The 15893-nt window shown below is 52.1% G+C and carries 11 protein-coding genes and 2 pseudogenes; 6 read left to right on the forward strand and 7 right to left on the reverse strand.

The genetic code is table 11. From position 1 onward, the window contains the following. Positions 1 to 112: 112 nt before the first annotated feature. The 4 genes and pseudogenes from FDP13_RS21795 to FDP13_RS13305 all read left to right on the forward strand — a co-directional run. Positions 113 to 626: pseudogene (locus FDP13_RS21795) on the forward strand (transposase); the annotation flags it as partial. Positions 627 to 744: 118 nt separating this feature from the next. Beyond that, positions 745 to 1059 carry a hypothetical protein gene (locus FDP13_RS13295; RefSeq protein ID WP_143839620.1) on the forward strand — a complete coding sequence of 105 codons (315 nt, stop codon included), beginning with the start codon at positions 745 to 747 and terminating at the stop codon, positions 1057 to 1059. A 79-nt stretch (positions 1060 to 1138) separates the two neighbouring features. Next, entirely contained in the window at positions 1139 to 1918 is a 780-nt protein-coding gene (locus FDP13_RS13300) for a hypothetical protein (RefSeq protein WP_143839621.1), read from the forward strand. Positions 1919 to 2336: 418 nt separating this feature from the next. Beyond that, positions 2337 to 3445, forward strand: a pseudogene (locus FDP13_RS13305) (IS3 family transposase). Positions 3446 to 3494: 49 nt separating this feature from the next. Here the strand turns inward: FDP13_RS13305 and FDP13_RS13310 are convergent. Continuing rightward, positions 3495 to 4496 carry an NADP-dependent oxidoreductase gene (locus tag FDP13_RS13310; protein ID WP_143839622.1) on the reverse strand — a complete coding sequence of 334 codons (1002 nt, stop codon included), beginning with the start codon at positions 4494 to 4496 and terminating at the stop codon, positions 3495 to 3497. 248 nt (positions 4497 to 4744) lie between these two features. Continuing rightward, the gene (locus tag FDP13_RS13315; RefSeq protein ID WP_143839623.1) at positions 4745 to 5608 is read right to left on the reverse strand and encodes an SDR family oxidoreductase; all 864 of its coding nucleotides are present in this window, start codon (positions 5606 to 5608) and stop codon (positions 4745 to 4747) included. A 116-nt stretch (positions 5609 to 5724) separates the two neighbouring features. Between FDP13_RS13315 and FDP13_RS13320 the strand changes: the two genes are divergently transcribed. Next, positions 5725 to 6774, forward strand: coding sequence for an aldo/keto reductase (locus tag FDP13_RS13320; RefSeq protein ID WP_033575783.1), 1050 nt, complete (start codon positions 5725 to 5727; stop codon positions 6772 to 6774). 93 nt (positions 6775 to 6867) lie between these two features. After that, complete coding sequence (locus FDP13_RS13325; protein WP_033575784.1) at positions 6868 to 7449, forward strand: TetR/AcrR family transcriptional regulator; 582 nt, start codon at positions 6868 to 6870, stop codon at positions 7447 to 7449. Between the two features lie 12 nt (positions 7450 to 7461). Here FDP13_RS13325 and FDP13_RS13330 read toward each other — a convergent pair whose 3' ends face one another. The 5 genes from FDP13_RS13330 to spy all read right to left on the reverse strand — a co-directional run bounded on the left by FDP13_RS13330 (position 7462) and on the right by spy (position 15833). Beyond that, a complete protein-coding gene (locus FDP13_RS13330; RefSeq protein ID WP_143839624.1) occupies positions 7462 to 8433 on the reverse strand; it encodes an FAD:protein FMN transferase in 972 nt (323 codons plus the stop codon). Between the two features lie 357 nt (positions 8434 to 8790). Then, a complete protein-coding gene (locus FDP13_RS13335; RefSeq protein WP_143839625.1) occupies positions 8791 to 11568 on the reverse strand; it encodes a flavocytochrome c in 2778 nt (925 codons plus the stop codon). Between the two features lie 539 nt (positions 11569 to 12107). Continuing rightward, a complete protein-coding gene (locus tag FDP13_RS13340; protein ID WP_143839626.1) occupies positions 12108 to 13535 on the reverse strand; it encodes a coniferyl aldehyde dehydrogenase in 1428 nt (475 codons plus the stop codon). 166 nt (positions 13536 to 13701) lie between these two features. Next, complete coding sequence (apbE, locus tag FDP13_RS13345; RefSeq protein WP_143839627.1) at positions 13702 to 14751, reverse strand: FAD:protein FMN transferase ApbE; 1050 nt, start codon at positions 14749 to 14751, stop codon at positions 13702 to 13704. A gap of 605 nt (positions 14752 to 15356) precedes the next feature. Continuing rightward, complete coding sequence (spy, locus tag FDP13_RS13355; protein WP_012771156.1) at positions 15357 to 15833, reverse strand: ATP-independent periplasmic protein-refolding chaperone Spy; 477 nt, start codon at positions 15831 to 15833, stop codon at positions 15357 to 15359. Positions 15834 to 15893: the final 60 nt, after the last annotated feature.

Below are 15893 nucleotides of genomic sequence, written 5' to 3' on the forward strand. Positions count from 1 at the left end.
TATGTTATTGATAAATAAATTACAGTTAACAGCTGTAGTTCCGGGGAAAACCAGACCAGCAGATTCGTAAAACGTGCACAGTGTCCCAAAGCAAAAGCGAGCGCTGACTTAGGAGCAAACAGAGCATCCCGTGTTTTCTCAGTATGAAGCCGATATCGACCTGAACCCGGAAGTCGGCACGGGACCGGATGCCCAGAGAGAGCAACTAAAATACATAGCTACGCCGGGGCATAACCAGAAGCATGATTTGGCTGGCGCGCTGCATTCAGGGAGGGGTACAAATCCCCTACGCCAGCAGCAATAGTTCTGATTTATTTATCGGTTGTTAGAAGTATTGCAGTGTACGTACCGGTGAGCGAAAAGCATCACGTTAGTGGTGGGATAACTACATCATCCATAAAAACCGCAACGTGGGGCGCTGGCTGGAAAAAATACGACGTTCCGGTTGTTATTCCTGCTAGCGTATTCGTCGTGGTTGGATCCGATAGAGCGACTGTGGCTTTCGTTACACGAAACGATAACGCGAACCATAAGCGTCTATACATGTGGTAGTTACTTGACAGTTTATGAATGCTGTTTCGCCATTCCCCGACAATCAACACGGTATGGCTGAAGTGGGGTGGTAATGTGCGAAGTTATTTAATCTGTATGAGATTAGGCGTGTATCTCTGGCAACAGATTTTAGAATAAAGGACAAGTAGAATGTTGAGGCAAGCAGTAATACCGGACTATCGGAATACCTTGATGAAAACCAAAGGAAACACTACGATTCCGACTAACCAGCCATTGTATGGCTGGTTACCAGAAGTGCATGGTTCAGTATTATTTCCTTGCTATTTCCCTACCCCAAAAATGATTCAACACACTGAAATAGAGAGTCAACATGCGCAGCCTCCCTATATTTCTCGGCACACTTTTAGCCAAAATTTCATAATGAATGGAGGAAATACGCTAACATTACTAAAAGTTCTCGGTAATACTGAAATAACGATGCGCTATGCCAGTTTTTCTCCCGAACATCTGGATGATGCAATTAGGTTTAGTCCTTTAGAGAATTAACTTAATCATGAAAAAATCAATCTTTTCTGTAATAATTACTACATTATTAATTTTTTTGTTTATATCAGTAATCACCTACATGTTGAAGTCCCATACTTCACCATTACCCAATAACACATTCAATTGGGATGACTTTAACGCTTATATTTTAGGAAATGGCGGAATTATATTCTCTGGTTTAATGCTTATTGGATTAATAATGACCTTGAGCATTACCATAAAAAACAACAATAAAAACAATGAATTACTTGAATCCAATCTTCGTGCAACGACCGAAAATCACAAAGAACAACTCGAATTACAAAAGAAATTTTATAAAAAAGAAGTCAAAAAAAGAAGAAAAGAGTATGCATTATCATTACTCATCAGATATGTTAGTGCTCTAAATAACAAACTTGATAATAAAAAATACCATATCTGGGATGAAGAATCACAGATTTATACCACAAAATCAGAAAGTGAATTTCTAGAGCTCGCTTTATTACGATATAACAATCACATTGATTCAAATGAAAGTGATGATAATGGAAAAATAAAAAAATTACCTTTTTTCTTTCACTTTTACATGATAACTGATGAAATGAAAGTTAAATATTTTGAAGAGATTTTAATATTAGAACAAATAATAAAAATAATAGATAGCTTCGATAATGAACAGTTCAAATTGGATTTGATTAATATTTTCCTAGCCAATACATCTCGCGAAAGAACATTCTGGCTATTAGTCTATGCAGAGCACAGTTACAAACCTGTTAAATATTTTTTCGAGGCCCATAGTAAGCAATTACTAATAATGCCAGAAGCAATTATGTTAAGTCAGCCAACTTATCATAAGAAAGTATCAACAAAAAGATACTAGAAATAACATACAGATAGAGGCGTATATGCTTTCTATGTTCTTTCATAATGAAAAAAATTGACAAAAAACAATTAAGGCATTGATTTAAAATGAAATAAACCGAAGGGAAACTATGTTTTTATAACCGTTTGGTCGTTGGTTCAAACCCAACAGGGGCCACCAAATTTTAGCTTTAAAATCATATGATTAAGCCACCTCTTGGCGGGTGGCTTTTTTGTTATTCAGGGGCGAGTGTCCTATTTTTGTCGCCCTATTTTTAAAACCACTCCTAATCTAATATCTCATTTTCCATATGATTAGAGTCTGCTAAATCAAACAGATAGAATCTAGCCTACAGTTCTGCACACCCTTTTGATCTTACCCAGCATTAGTGGACAGGCAACTAAGTGAGTAAACTCTCAACCAGAGGTGATTACTCATGACAAAACCCGCATCAACCAGTAAAGCGTCCCGTAAACAGTACACGCCTGAATTCCGCAATGAAGCCCTGAAACTGGCTGAACGCATCGGTGTTGCCGCCGCCCGTGAACTCGGCCTGTATGAATCCCAGCTCTACAACTGGCGCAGCAGGCAACAGCAACAACTAACCTCGTCTGAACGCGAAAACGAGCTGGCGGTTGAAAATGCCCGTCTGAAGCGGCAACTGGCAGAGCAGGCAGAGGAACTGGCCATCCTCCAAAAGGCCGCGACATACTTTGCGAAGCGCCTGAAATAAAGGTTGTCTTCATCGATGAGCATCAGGCTGAGTTCAGCATCAAAGCCATGTGTCGGGTGCTTCGGGTTGCCCACAGCGGCGGGTATGCCTGGCGTATTCATCCTTGCCAGACAACCCCGCGTTAGCAGTTCCGGCTCACTTGTGATGAGGCTGTCCGTAAGGCATTCGCTGAGGCAAAACAGCGGTATAGTGCACCGCGTCTTGCTATGGCGCTGCCGGCGTACAACATCAAAACCATTGCGGCCAGTCTGCGTCGTCAGGGGTTGCGGGCGAAAGTCAGCCGTAAATTCAGTCCGGTCAGCTACCGTGGGCATGGCCTGCCGGTATCGGAAAACCTGCTGGAGCAGGACTTCAGCGCCAGCGGTCCGAACCAGAAGTGGGCAGGCGGCATCACGTATCTTCGCACGGACGAAGGCCGGGTGTATCTGGCGGTGGTCATTGACCTGTGGTCACGCGCCGTGATTGGCTGGTCGATGTCGTCGCGAGTGACAGCGCTATGGCGTCGTAAGCGACCGAAAAACGTTATCGTTCACACCGACCGTGGGGGCCAGTACTGCTCAGCGGATTACCAGAGCCTGCTGAAACGGAATAATCTGCATGGCAGTATGAGTGCAAAGGGCTGCTACTACGATAATGCCTGTGTGGAAAGCTTCTTTCATTCGCTGAAGGTGGAGTGTATCCACGGAGAACGCTTTATCAGCCGGGAATGATTGCGGACGACGGTGTTTACTTATATAGACAATCGCTGGCGTCGCCACAGTGCCTGTGGCGGTCTCAGCCCGGAACAATTTGAAAATCAGAACCTCGCTTAGGGCTGTGTCCACATTACGTGGGTAGGATCATTTCGCCAACAGCCAACCACTAGCTTAATTTGACGACTACCTTGCCTTTTGCCCGCCCCGTTTCAACGTAAGACAGCGCATCTGCGGTAGCAGCAAACGGAAAGACCCGGTCCACCACCGGTCTGATGATGCCTGACTCAATGAGAGCGCTAATGTCGTCAAGCTGCTTGCCGTTGGCTCGCATAAAGACAAACGCGTAGCTCACTCCCTTCTGCTTCGCCCGCTTCCTGATACGGTGGCTCAAGAGGCGCATTACCTGCTTCAGCCCCCATGAAAGCCCCTGTTCTACCGCAAATTCCGGTGTGGGCGGGCCGGATATCGAGATGAGCTGCCCGCCGGGTTTTAACACCCGTAGCGATTTTTCCAGCACATCATTACCCAAACTGTTCAGCACCACATCGTATCCATGTAGTACGGTTTCAAAATCTTGTTTCCGATAATCAATGACGACATCGGCCCCCAGCGCGTTGACCCATTCGACATTACTCGTGCTGGTCGTGGTAGCGACGAAAGCACCGAGATGTTTAGCGAGCTGGATAGCGATGGTGCCTACACCGCCGGAACCGGCGTGAATCAGTACCTTTTGCCCTTTCTTCAGCTTTGCGGTTTCAACCAACACTTGCCAGGCCGTTAGGCTAACCAGCGGCAGAGAAGCGGCTTCTTCCATACTGAGGTTGCCAGGTTTCAGCGCCAGAGAATCCTCTTTGACGGCGATAAATTCGGCAAAAGTGCCGATACGCTGCTGATCTGGCCGAGCGTAGACCTCATCGCCCGGCTTAAATCGTTTTACTGACGGCCCGACGCGAACGACGACGCCGGCCACATCATTTCCCAACACCAACGGTAAACGATAAGGCAGAACAAGTCTGAATTCGCCTTTCCCGATTTTGGCATCAAGCAGATTGACGCCGGCAGCATGAACCTGAATCAAGACGTCATCGCCCCGTAGTTCCGGCTCAGGCATCTCGCCAATTCGTCCGCCGCCTCTGCGGCCATAGCGATCGATAATGAACGCTTTCATAAGGTGTTGATCTCCAGAATGATGACCGTTAACGGTATGCCAACCCGTGCTTATCGGTACGAATAACAGAAAGAAAAACAATGTGAAAATGAAGAACAGCCGTATCGACAAGAAAGCCAGAAACCGGAATCCGAGGGATAAACCGTCGTACGCTGAATTTCCTAAACATCAAGCGGCAACCCCTGCCGGATACCCAACGCCAGTAAACCTGGCACTATCGGCTCATTTGATGTCATAAAATACCTCGTCTATTGATTCGTCATTAGGCGGTCTGTTTTCTGAGTAAATAAAATCGGCGCACTGTGGACGCAATTCATGATAGGCGTATGCATCAGTCGATAACGTGCAGCAGAATGCGCCTGTGCGAACCCCGGCAGCATCGCTTGCCGGGCGTGTTGATAGCTCGCCCATTGCCCGAATTCGTGGAGCGACGGGATGGTTACCGGTTCGCGGCGATCAAAACCAACCAGTGCGGTATCCACCAGTTCCTCTACTGCCATCACGTCGGGAAGCGTATTAATATCAGTGCCTGAGCACTCCCCAATCTCCGTGTACGTCACGTCAGGAAGCACGGCCTGAACGTAGACACCTCTGGGAGCCAACTCAAGACTGAGTCCCTGAGACAGAAACAGCACGAATGCCTTGGTCGCGCCATAAACGGTCAACCCGAACTCCGGAGCCATGCCGACCACTGAGCCAATATTGATGATGGCTCCCCCACCAACCTCCGCCAGCCGTGGGGCAATCGCGCTGGTAAGCCGGACAAGCGCCGTCGTGTTGAGTGTGACCAACCGCTCGACATCGCCCGTCGCCTGTTCAATGAAATTCCCACCGATATTCATCTCCGCGTTATTCACGAGGATGCCAATACGACTGTCTTCGCGCAGTCGCGCCGCCACCGCAGCAAGATCGTCGGATCGGGTCAGATCAGCCGACAGAACATCGACAGTGATGCCATTCTTCTGGCGCAGATCGGTTGCCAGGGCATCCATGCGTACATGATCGCGGGCAACCAGCACCAGATCATGGCCACGGCTGGCGAAACGCTCGGCATAGACAGCACCAATGCCGGATGAAGCGTCGGTAATGAGAACCGAAGGAGTCGTTGTCATACGTTTGCTCTTTTGTCAGGGCGATAGAGATGATGAACTTCATGCTTGCATGGATAGATGATGTATGACATATATTATAAATGTCAACCGACATTTATAATGTGAGGGTTCGCAACATGCACTACACCACGTTTGGCCGTAACACCGGTTTACGCGTATCCGAGCTGGCGCTCGGCACAGGCAACTTTGGTACCCGTTGGGGCTATGGTTCGGAAAAAGAAGAGGCAAAGCAGGTATTTGATCGTTATGCCAATGCCGGCGGCAACTTTATCGATACGGCTGATGCCTATCAGTTCGGCCAGTCTGAGGAGATGATCGGCGAGTTCATCGCCGCTGAGCGCGATCACTTTGTCGTCGCGACGAAATACACCCTAAGCGCGATGCCGGACGCGGGCATCTCTCAAACCGGCAACAGCCGTAAGAACATGATTTCGTCGGTGGAAAACAGTCTTAAACGACTGAAAACCGACCGTATTGATATACTGTGGGCACATTTTGACGACCAATTAACCCCGCTGGAAGAGATCGTTCGCACCTTTGATGACCTGATCCGCGCGGGGAAAATCCAGTATGCCGGGCTATCCAATTTCCCGGCCTGGCGTATCGCCCGGGCGGATACGATGGCGGAGCTGCGTGGCTGGTCGCGTATTGCCGGTATTCAGGTGGAATACAGCCTGGCACAGCGCACCGCCGAACGGGAACTGCTGCCGATGGCGGAAGCGCTGGGGCTGGCGGCAACGCTTTGGTCTCCGCTGGGCGGCGGTCTGTTGACGGGAAAATACCGCCACAGCAGTGAAGGTCGCCTGCAGGGATTTGGCGGCAGGCTGGTGCACATCGAGCAGGATACCGCGCTGCTGGATGAAGTCATCGCCGTGTCACAAGAACAACAGCGGCAACCGTTGCACATTGCCATTGCCTGGCTGCGGCAGAAAGCGGCCTATTCCAGCACCAGTCTGATCCCTATTCTGGGCTCCCGTACCCTGAATCAGTTGGATGATACTCTGGCGGCACTGGAGGTGACGCTAAGTGATGAACAGATGGCGCGCCTTGATAACGCCAGCGCCGTCTCGCTTGGAACCCCGCACGATCAAATAGCAGGCAGTCTGTCCCGCGCTCAGGGTGGCGACACCGCGCGCATCGCCGCGCTACGACCGCCACGTGCCTGAGCCGTTCGATCATTATTGATGAAAGGCATCATCTATTGAGTCTGCTATTTTCATACACTAAGATGATGCCTGCCCGGTGATGAGGAGAAAGCAATGGCCCGTGTATCAAAACAGCAGATGGAGCGAAACCGCGAAGAAATCATCCACGTTTCTTCGCAGCTCTTTCGTGAACGTGGCCTGAACGGCGTCAGTGTGAATGACTTGATGGCGGCAGCGGGATTAACCCACGGCGGCTTCTATGGACACTTTGCTTCCAAGGATGAGCTAGTCGCTATCGCCAGCCGCAAGGTGTTTGAAGACGCCTGTATCCAGTGGCGGGCGATCAGCCAACAGCCGGGGCAAAACAACCTGTACACACTGGTAGAATACTACTTGTCTGCCAGACACCGTGATGACGTCAAGGACGGATGCGCAATCACCGCGTTAGCCAGTGATGTCGCTCGGGAAAGTGAAGAAAAACCGATACGAGAAGTGTATCTCAATGGCGTGAAAGACATGCTGAACAGACTTGAGCCCCTTTCCGACAAGGAAAACGGCGAACAGCGCAGGCAACAGGTGCTAACCCAGACTGCCTTGCTAGTCGGCGCATTAATGCTGTCACGCGCCACCTGTGGCGATCCGCTATCGGATGAATTTCTCGCGGCAGCCAAAAAAGCGCTGCTGAACGAGGCATAGCCCGTCGCGCTGTTACAGCACCACCCTCTCATACTCCGTATCCAGCAGCGTAAAATCATACTGCCGCTGCGAGGAGAGCATCACCCGCCGGTCTTTAGTCACCAAAATGGCTTCGATGTGCGGTAGCAGGGACAGGTAAGCCAGACCTTTTGCCACGCCCAGACCGTAAATCAGGGTGGTGTAAATGTCCCCGTCGATGGAGGCATCGGAAATGATGGTCACGCTGAGTAATTCGTTATCCAGCGGGTAGCCGGTTTTCGGGTCGAGGATATGGTGATACACACGACCATCACACTCGAAATAACGCTCGTAAATGCCGGACGTCACCACCGACTTATTCGCTACATGAATCATGCCGATGAGTTCGCCATTGTCACCAAACGGTTTTTGCAATCCGACCGACCAGGCAGTCTGGCCGCCGTTCTGCGGCCTGCCAATCGCCAGTACATTGCCGCCCAGGTTGATCAACGCATGGTAGACGTGCTGCTGGTACAACAATTGCCTGATGACATCAGCAATATAGCCTTTCGCTATCGCCCCTAAATCAATTTCCATCCCCGCTTTTTCCAGCCATACCGAGCGTTGCTGCGCGTTGAGCACAACGCAACGCGGGTCGGTCAGCGCCAGCAACGCTTGCAGTTCGTCGGCAGGCGGCACACTGCGGCCGTGAAAACCGATTCGCCAGCGTTTGACTACAGGCCCGATGGTGAAATTAAAGCTACTGTCCTCCAGCAGGCTGACCTCTTTGGCGCGCTTAATCAGATTAAACAGCGGCTGACTGACGATAACTGGGTGTTTCCCTGCCGCCTGATTGATAGTCATCACATCAGAGTGAGCGCGATTAACGGTGAGTTCATCTTCCAGTTGTTTAATCCGCTTAAACACCAGCAAAGCCAGTGGCTGATTAGGTTCAAACAATTTCAGCAGAATCGGCGAACCCATAAGAACCGTGGAATAGGTATAAACCCGATCGTCTGGCGGCATAATGAATACCCCCGAAAGAGAAGTGAATGATGCCTGCGTCAGACGTGGGCTCTGACGCAGGCCGGCGTTAATGACATCTGTATACCCGTCATACTTCAAGTTGCAGGTGCGTTGGCTTTATTACTCGGCCCCTCCCTGGGCCTCGCCCTACGGGCCGCAGCGAGCTGCGTTCAAATCTGCTCCCGGCAGATTTGTCGCTCACCCCTGTCACTTACTTGAGTAAGCTCCCGGGGATGAAATGAGAGACATCCTGCCTCTCACCAGAGGCCAGCCGTTGGCTGGTCAAATTCGTTCCCGACGAATTTGTCACTCAGTTGCCGTCTTCCTGCAACTCGAATTATTTTGGTTATATATCAATTACATCTGCACGTAGGATGCCGCGTTACGGCCCGCCTGAATACCAAAAACGATGATGTCGGCAACGGCATTGCCGCCGATACGGTTACCGCCGTGGATGCCGCCCACCACTTCACCGGCAGCAAAAGCGCCGCGGATCACCCGTTTTTTGTTGTCCAGCACCGCGGTATCGGTGTTGATGACCACACCGCCCATGGTGTGATGCACGCCGGGCGCGATGCGGATAGCGTAGAACGGCCCCTGATTGATGGGGTGACGCAACGCGGTTTTGCGGCCGAAGTCGTCGTCATGCTGTTTTTCGACAAACAGGTTATAGCGCTCCAGCGTGGCCAACAAAGCGTGAAAGTCCATCGCCAGTTTGTCGGCCAGTTCGCGTGGAGAAGCGGCGCTCACCACAAACCCACGGGATAAATACTCGTCCGCCGCCTTGTTTTTGGTTCTCACCTGCTCATCAAACAGGATATAGGCGTACTTCTCCGGCAAAGCGATGATCGATGCCGACACCTTGTCGCGGGTTTCCATTTCGTTAAAGAAACGCTGGCCTTGTTGATTGACCAGAATCGCGCCGCCGCCGCGAATGGATTCGGAAATCAGGTAAGACGTGCTCTGCTCGACGGTCGGATGGATCTGAATTTCCCCCAGGTCAACGGTATCGGCGCCCACCTTCTCCAGAATCGCGATACCGCTGCCGGTCGCGCCTTTATGGTTGGTGGTGACAAAGCCGTCCAGATCCGGGCGGTATTTCACCACCATTTCACGGTTGGCGCTGAATCCGCCGGTGGCGACCACCACACCCTTGGTGGCGATGGTCAGTTGCTCATTGTCCTCGTTAATTACCCGTACACCGGTAATCGCGCCGGCGTCGTGAACGATATCGATGACCGACGTCTCCAGCATCACGTCGATATTGCGTTTGTTGATGTTTTTCACCAGTCCGCTGATCAGGAAGCCGCCGACCGCCGAGCCATCCGCCGGGCGATGGGTGCGATCCACGCTCATCCCGCCGGTAATGGTAATGTCGTTCAGTTCGATCCCATGTTCCGCCAGCCATTCAATCGCCATCGGCGCGCCTTCGACGAATCGTTTCAGCAAATCAGGGTTATTTTTTGCCTTACCGCCTTTCAGGGTCTCCTCGTAGAAACGCTGCTTGTCGTCAACAATGCCGCGCATCTTCTGGAAGCGGGTGCCTGCCGCGTTCATACCGACGGATGCCTTGATAGTATTACCGCCGATACTGGACATCTTCTCGACAATCAACACCTTGGCGCCGTCATCACACGCCTGAATCGCTGCGGCCAGGCCAGCGCCGCCGCTGCCGATCACCACCACGTCATACTGCTGCGCCTCGGCCGGATCGCCGCCTTCCGCCATAATCGCCGCCTTGCAAGACTTGGCCAACGCTTTGGACACGGCTTTTTTCACCGCTTCGCTTTGGGTGGTGGCGCCGGTAACGGCATCCACGTGCGGGCTGTTAGCCTCCAGAATACGGGAGCGGATAACGTCGAAGCTGCTGACGAAATCGGTATTCAGCTGCGGATTCGGCTCCAGCGTGACGTCGGCGATGCGGTCTGTTTCCAGGCAGACATTGATCACCAGGTCGCCGGCATCGTCCTGCACTTTTTCCTGAAAAACGCCGGCCTGGAATTTTTTCGCCGACAGGCTCATGTCGCGGATCATCGCTTCCACCAGCGAGAAACGCCACAGCGGTTCCGGGATGGTCAGCGCTTCACGTTGGGTACTGTCGATAAACAGGTCGATTTTCTGCTGACTGATGAGACGATCGGTCCAGTCCGGGTAGGCAATACAGGCTTTTCCTACTGCGACCAAATCGTAACCGTGCTCCAGCGCCGCGTCTGCATCCGCTTTATTCACCACACCGCCGACGCCGATGACCGGCACCTTCGCCAGCATGTCAGAACGCATAGCAACATATTTGCTAATCAACGGGGTGGGATCGGTGGTCTCAACGATGGACGAGCGCAGAGTATGTCCCATAGAGAAGTGAAGATAATCCACCCCACGCGCCGCCAGCTTTTCCAGCAGATACAGGGTGTCGTCAAACCGAATGCCCGGCTCTTCGATTTCTTCCGGCGAGAAGCGATAACCGATGATGAAGGACGCATCTGCATACCGGCGCGCCATCTGGTGGGTGATTTCCAGCACGGCGAGCGGGAATCGGGCGCGGTTGTCGCGGCTGCCGCCCCATTCGTCGGTGCGCAGGTTGGAGTTCGGGGAGTAAAACTGCTGAATCAGATAAGTATTGGCGCCGTGAATTTCCACGCCGTCGAAGCCGGCTTCAATGGCGCGTCGCACCCCTTCGCCGAATTTGGCGATCATGGCTTCCACGTCTTCAGCCGTCAGCGCCAGCGGAACCGCCGCCCCTTCTCGCGGCGCGGCAACGGCGCTCGGCCCGACCGGCGTACGGCCGCCAATCAGTTTCGGCTCCACCATGCGCCCGCCGTGGTAAATCTGCAGGATGGCTTTCGAGCCTTTCTCCTTGATGGCCGAGGCGATTTTCGCCAGCCCGGCTACCTTGTCGTCGTTGTCGATGCCAATGGCGCCCGGAAACGCCAGCCCTTTATCGTCGATAAAGCAGCACTCCACGATCACCGCGCCGATGCTGCCGGCACGCACCTGATAGTACTCGACCAGCTCTTTGGTGACGGTGCCGTCATAAAAACCGGTGCAGGTGGTCATGGGTGCCATCAGCAGACGATTTTTAAGCTCGACGCCATTGGGCAAGGTAAACGGACTGAGTACCTGGTTATTAACGCTCATAGTAAGAGACTCCATAAATTACCAATGTTTTATATGCTTTGAATTTGTTATCGGTTTATTGTTTTTGGTTTTGCTTAAGCGGGCCGATGTCATAACGTTAATATGATTGTCTTTTTAGTTTATAAATAATCAAATTAGTTAATTAACTAATAATCCACTATTATGTCATCGCGTTGTTTAAAGAGTGATTCAATAAAAAATAAATCATTCACAATTATTTAAAATTAAATAACGCCTTATTTACCTGAATATGTCGCCTGCCGAACATGCCCGTTCTGGTAAGGCTCATACGCGATGTGAAGCTCCGTAGAACGGCACCCACTACCGTTACCGGAGCAGAAAAAATATGACCAATAACGCTAAATAAATAAAACACCGGTTCAAAATTACCACTTAAAAAATATCACCTCGAATTACCCTTTCTTTTTTTACGTCTATTCCATTGGCAATGCGCGTTATTTCCACATTGCCTGAAACGGGGCAATAATGTAAAAAGCCGCCTTTTCGGCGGCTTATACCAATGGCAAGCGCCAGGCGTGCTACTCATTAATCAATTGAGCGACCAGCCGACGAGATGCGTCATCAAACGGTGCCCGCATCAGCAAATTGGATTCGCCGCCGGGGCTTTGATAGAACACCGGCCGCGCATGTGAGAAACGTTTAAAACCAATCTCGCCATGGTAAGCCCCGATTCCTGATGCCCCAACACCGCCGAAAGGCACATCATGCACCAGCACATGGCTCATCACGTCATTGATAACCAGCGCGCCGGATAATGTCCGATGCCGGATTTGCGCGATCTCCAGCGGATCATCGCCGAAGTAATAGGCTGCCAGCGGGCGGTCCATCCGATTGATGAGATCCAGGCACTGTTCAAGATGGTCGTAGGCGATCACCGGTAACAACGGCCCAAAAATTTCCTCCTGCATGATGCGGGAAGTCAGCGGCGGGTTAATCACAAATGTCGGCACCATACGCCCACGCGGCAGGTCATCCTCTTCTTCCGTCGCTCGCACCAACGTCGCCCCCAACGCTCGGGCATCATCCAGTAGCGTGCAGAGCCGCGCCGTTTGACGAGCATTCACCACCGATGTGTATTCGCGGTTGTCGATAAACGTGCCGAAGCGCTGGTGTAAAAACGTCTTGGCCTGTTCAACGAACGTCGGCAGATCATCCTGATGCACCAACACATAGTCTGGAGCGATACAGATCTGCCCGGCATTAAAGGTTTTGACGGTCATGATGCGCTGTGCCGCCTGGGTGAGATGACTGCCGCGCGACACCACCACCGGCGATTTACCGCCCAACTCCAACGTGACCGGGGTAAGATTTTCCGCCGCCGCTTGCATTATCTGCCTGCCCGTCGCGGTGCTGCCGGTAAAAACCAGGTGGTCGAACGGCAACGATGAAAACCGCCTCGATGCCTCGATGCCGCCTTGTAGCGTTGAGATTTCCTCTGCACTAAAGTACTCGGCGATCAACCGGCACAGTAACCGGCTACCGTTTTCGGCTAATTCGGAAGGTTTAATCATCGCCCGGTTACCGGCGGCAATCACGCCCGCTAACGGGCCAAACGTCAGTACCAGCGGGAAATTCCATGGACTGATGATACCGACCACCCCCAACGGTTTATATTCGACGACCACTCGCGTTCCAGGAAACGGCGAGGTTCGCGGCTCCTCAGAGACCCACTGTTCCAGATGCTGCGCCGCATGGCGCAGCGCCTCGATCGAACCGAGGATATCCGAAACCAGCGTGTTGCCGGGAGCGCGGTAGCCAAAATCCTGACTGTAGGCGTCGCATAACGCGTCCTGATGCGTTCTTAACAGTACGATGCAACGGTTTAATATGGAAATACGCTCGGAGACAGTGAGCAGGTGCTCTGCGGCCACCGCTTTCATTCGGGAAAGGTGCTGTGAAATAACATCAGCCGCAACAGGCTGATTATTGAGAATAAAATGATTCATGGCGACTCATCTAAAATATACAGGAATGACGCCTTCTGAAAAGAAGGATACGGGTATATGTATTTGATGAGTAAGTAGCCGGGGTGGATTGTACGTTTGCGCCGCCGGATTATCCAGCCATAAACGCCGGAACCTGATGCATGGCGTCATCAGGTTCCTGTTCCGGTCACGGCGTCGGCAAGAGAAACGCTTTAAACTGCGGCGTCATCACCGCCTCGAATCCTTTATCGGTTTTAGTAATCAGGTACACCGCCAGCCCTTGCTGTTCCGCCAGCTTCAGCGCCTTTTCCGCCCCCAGCACCATCAAGCCGGTATCCCAGCCATCCGCTTCCAGTGCGGTTCTGGCAATCACGGTAACGGAAACCAATTGATGCGTAATCGGCCGGCCGGTAGCCGGATCGATGACATGAGAATAGCGTTTGCCATCCTGCTCAAAATAGTTGCGATAACTGCCGGACGTGCTGATACCGTAGCCGTGGAGGTCAACCGCCGCCTGAATGGCGTTTTCCTTGTCGGTAGGTTTCTGAATGGCGACCCGCCAGGGCTGCCCCTGACCGTTGACGCCGCGACTGGAAATCGCCCCGCCGACGGAAACCAAATAGTTGGTGATGCCTTTACGGGTCATCAGTTGCGCCAGCAGATCCGCACCGTATCCCTCACCCAGGGTGGAAAGGTCCACATACAGGCTCGGCAAATCTTTCTGCAACCACTCCCCCTGGTCATTGCTGACGAGGCGCAGGTGGTTCAGCCCGACTTTACGCCGCGCCTCGTCAATCTGCTGCTGGCTGGGGATGGTAACCGGCTGCTTCTGCGGCCCGAATCCCCACAGATTGACCAGCGGCCCCACCGTGATATCCATCGCCCCGCCGGTTGCCCGGCCGATACGTTGTGCGGCCAGAATGATATCCGCCATACCATTGCTAATAGGCTGCGGCCCGGCTCCGGCGTACTGATTAAAACGGGACAACACCGAGTCGTTGCGATAGGTGGAAATCTCGTTGTTCGCCTGCTCCAGCAAGGCATCGATCTCCTGTTGCAATTGCTGGCTGCTTTCCGGCAACGCCCCGCTTATTTTCACGCTGTAAAAGGTGCCCATGGTTTTACCTTCAAACGTGGTAAACGGGCGAGCGGCATCCACTACCGCCTCTTGCTTACAAGCGCTCAATACGCTGATGAGACCGAGAAAAAGGACAGATTTTAGGGCGAAAGACGCCATGAGCCGCACTCCTTGAATCACAATGACGCGCTATTGATAGAGCAAGATCGGGTGATTGAAAAGCGCTGATGGGGAAAAACCTGTCTGAACGCAAGAGATTAGGCAAACGGGGCGCCTCTGCCAGGCGAAACGCCGCTATTTTTCAGCAATCAAAGACGCATTCCGACAACAATTCGACAATAACGACAAAACGCGCCGACTGGCGCGTTTCAGACTGCTGACAAACGCATTAACTACAGGATGAAGCATCTTTCCGGCGTCAAAAACTGCGCTGAGGTGGGCGACTTCGCCGGGTGAGCGACAGGACGTCGCGAAAGCCCGTGCCGTGTTGGGAACACGTCACGGGCGGCCCGAACAGCGAAGTCGAACGCCGAAGGTAGCGCGTAGCGCCGCAGTTTAGCCACCAGCCAGTGGTCAAGGAGAGGTGGCGCTTGCACCTCTCCTTGTCGTGCGTGCGATGAAATAGCAGAGGAACCACACCGTTTATCCCGCACGAAACCATTCACTGAATAGACAGACTTCACCGTTCACAAGACAACCCGGCTGTTTGTCAACAGCCTCAAACGCGCCGACTGGCGCGTTTCGGTAAGCTCGGGTTGTCGTGGTTACGGTGCTTTTGGCGCAACAGGCTCCTGCTGGCGTTTGGCAAAGTTGTCGTTGAACTGTTTTTTCTGTTCCGGCGTCAGCACGTTGTACATTTGGTTATGCAGTTCCAGACGTTTTAACATATGCGCTTTGTTGGCTTCGGCCATTTTATTGACCATCGCTTCGGCTTTGGTTTTATCGAAGCTATCGGCAGCAATCAGGCTATGCCATTGCGTACGTTCTTCCGCTGAAGGACGTGTACGGTCTTTTTTGGCGTTCTCCATAATGTCGCGCATTTTCTGACGCTGCTCGTCGGTCAGATTCAGTCCTTTGAACATCATATTCTCTTCCATCATGCCGCGCTCACCGCGCCCGCCGTCATGGTGTTTCATCATGCGCGCCCCTTGATCCGGCATCGACGTATCGGCCGCGTAGGCAAATCCGGCGCTACCCAGTGCCAGTGCAGAGGCAATCACAATCGCAGTTAATTTAGACATAAGACCTTCCTTCACGTTACGGTTTTAATTATCAACGCATCGCAATGCGTCAACCTTTGT

Source organism: Dickeya sp. ws52, assembly GCF_007210685.1.
Lineage (GTDB): Bacteria > Pseudomonadota > Gammaproteobacteria > Enterobacterales > Enterobacteriaceae > Dickeya > Dickeya chrysanthemi.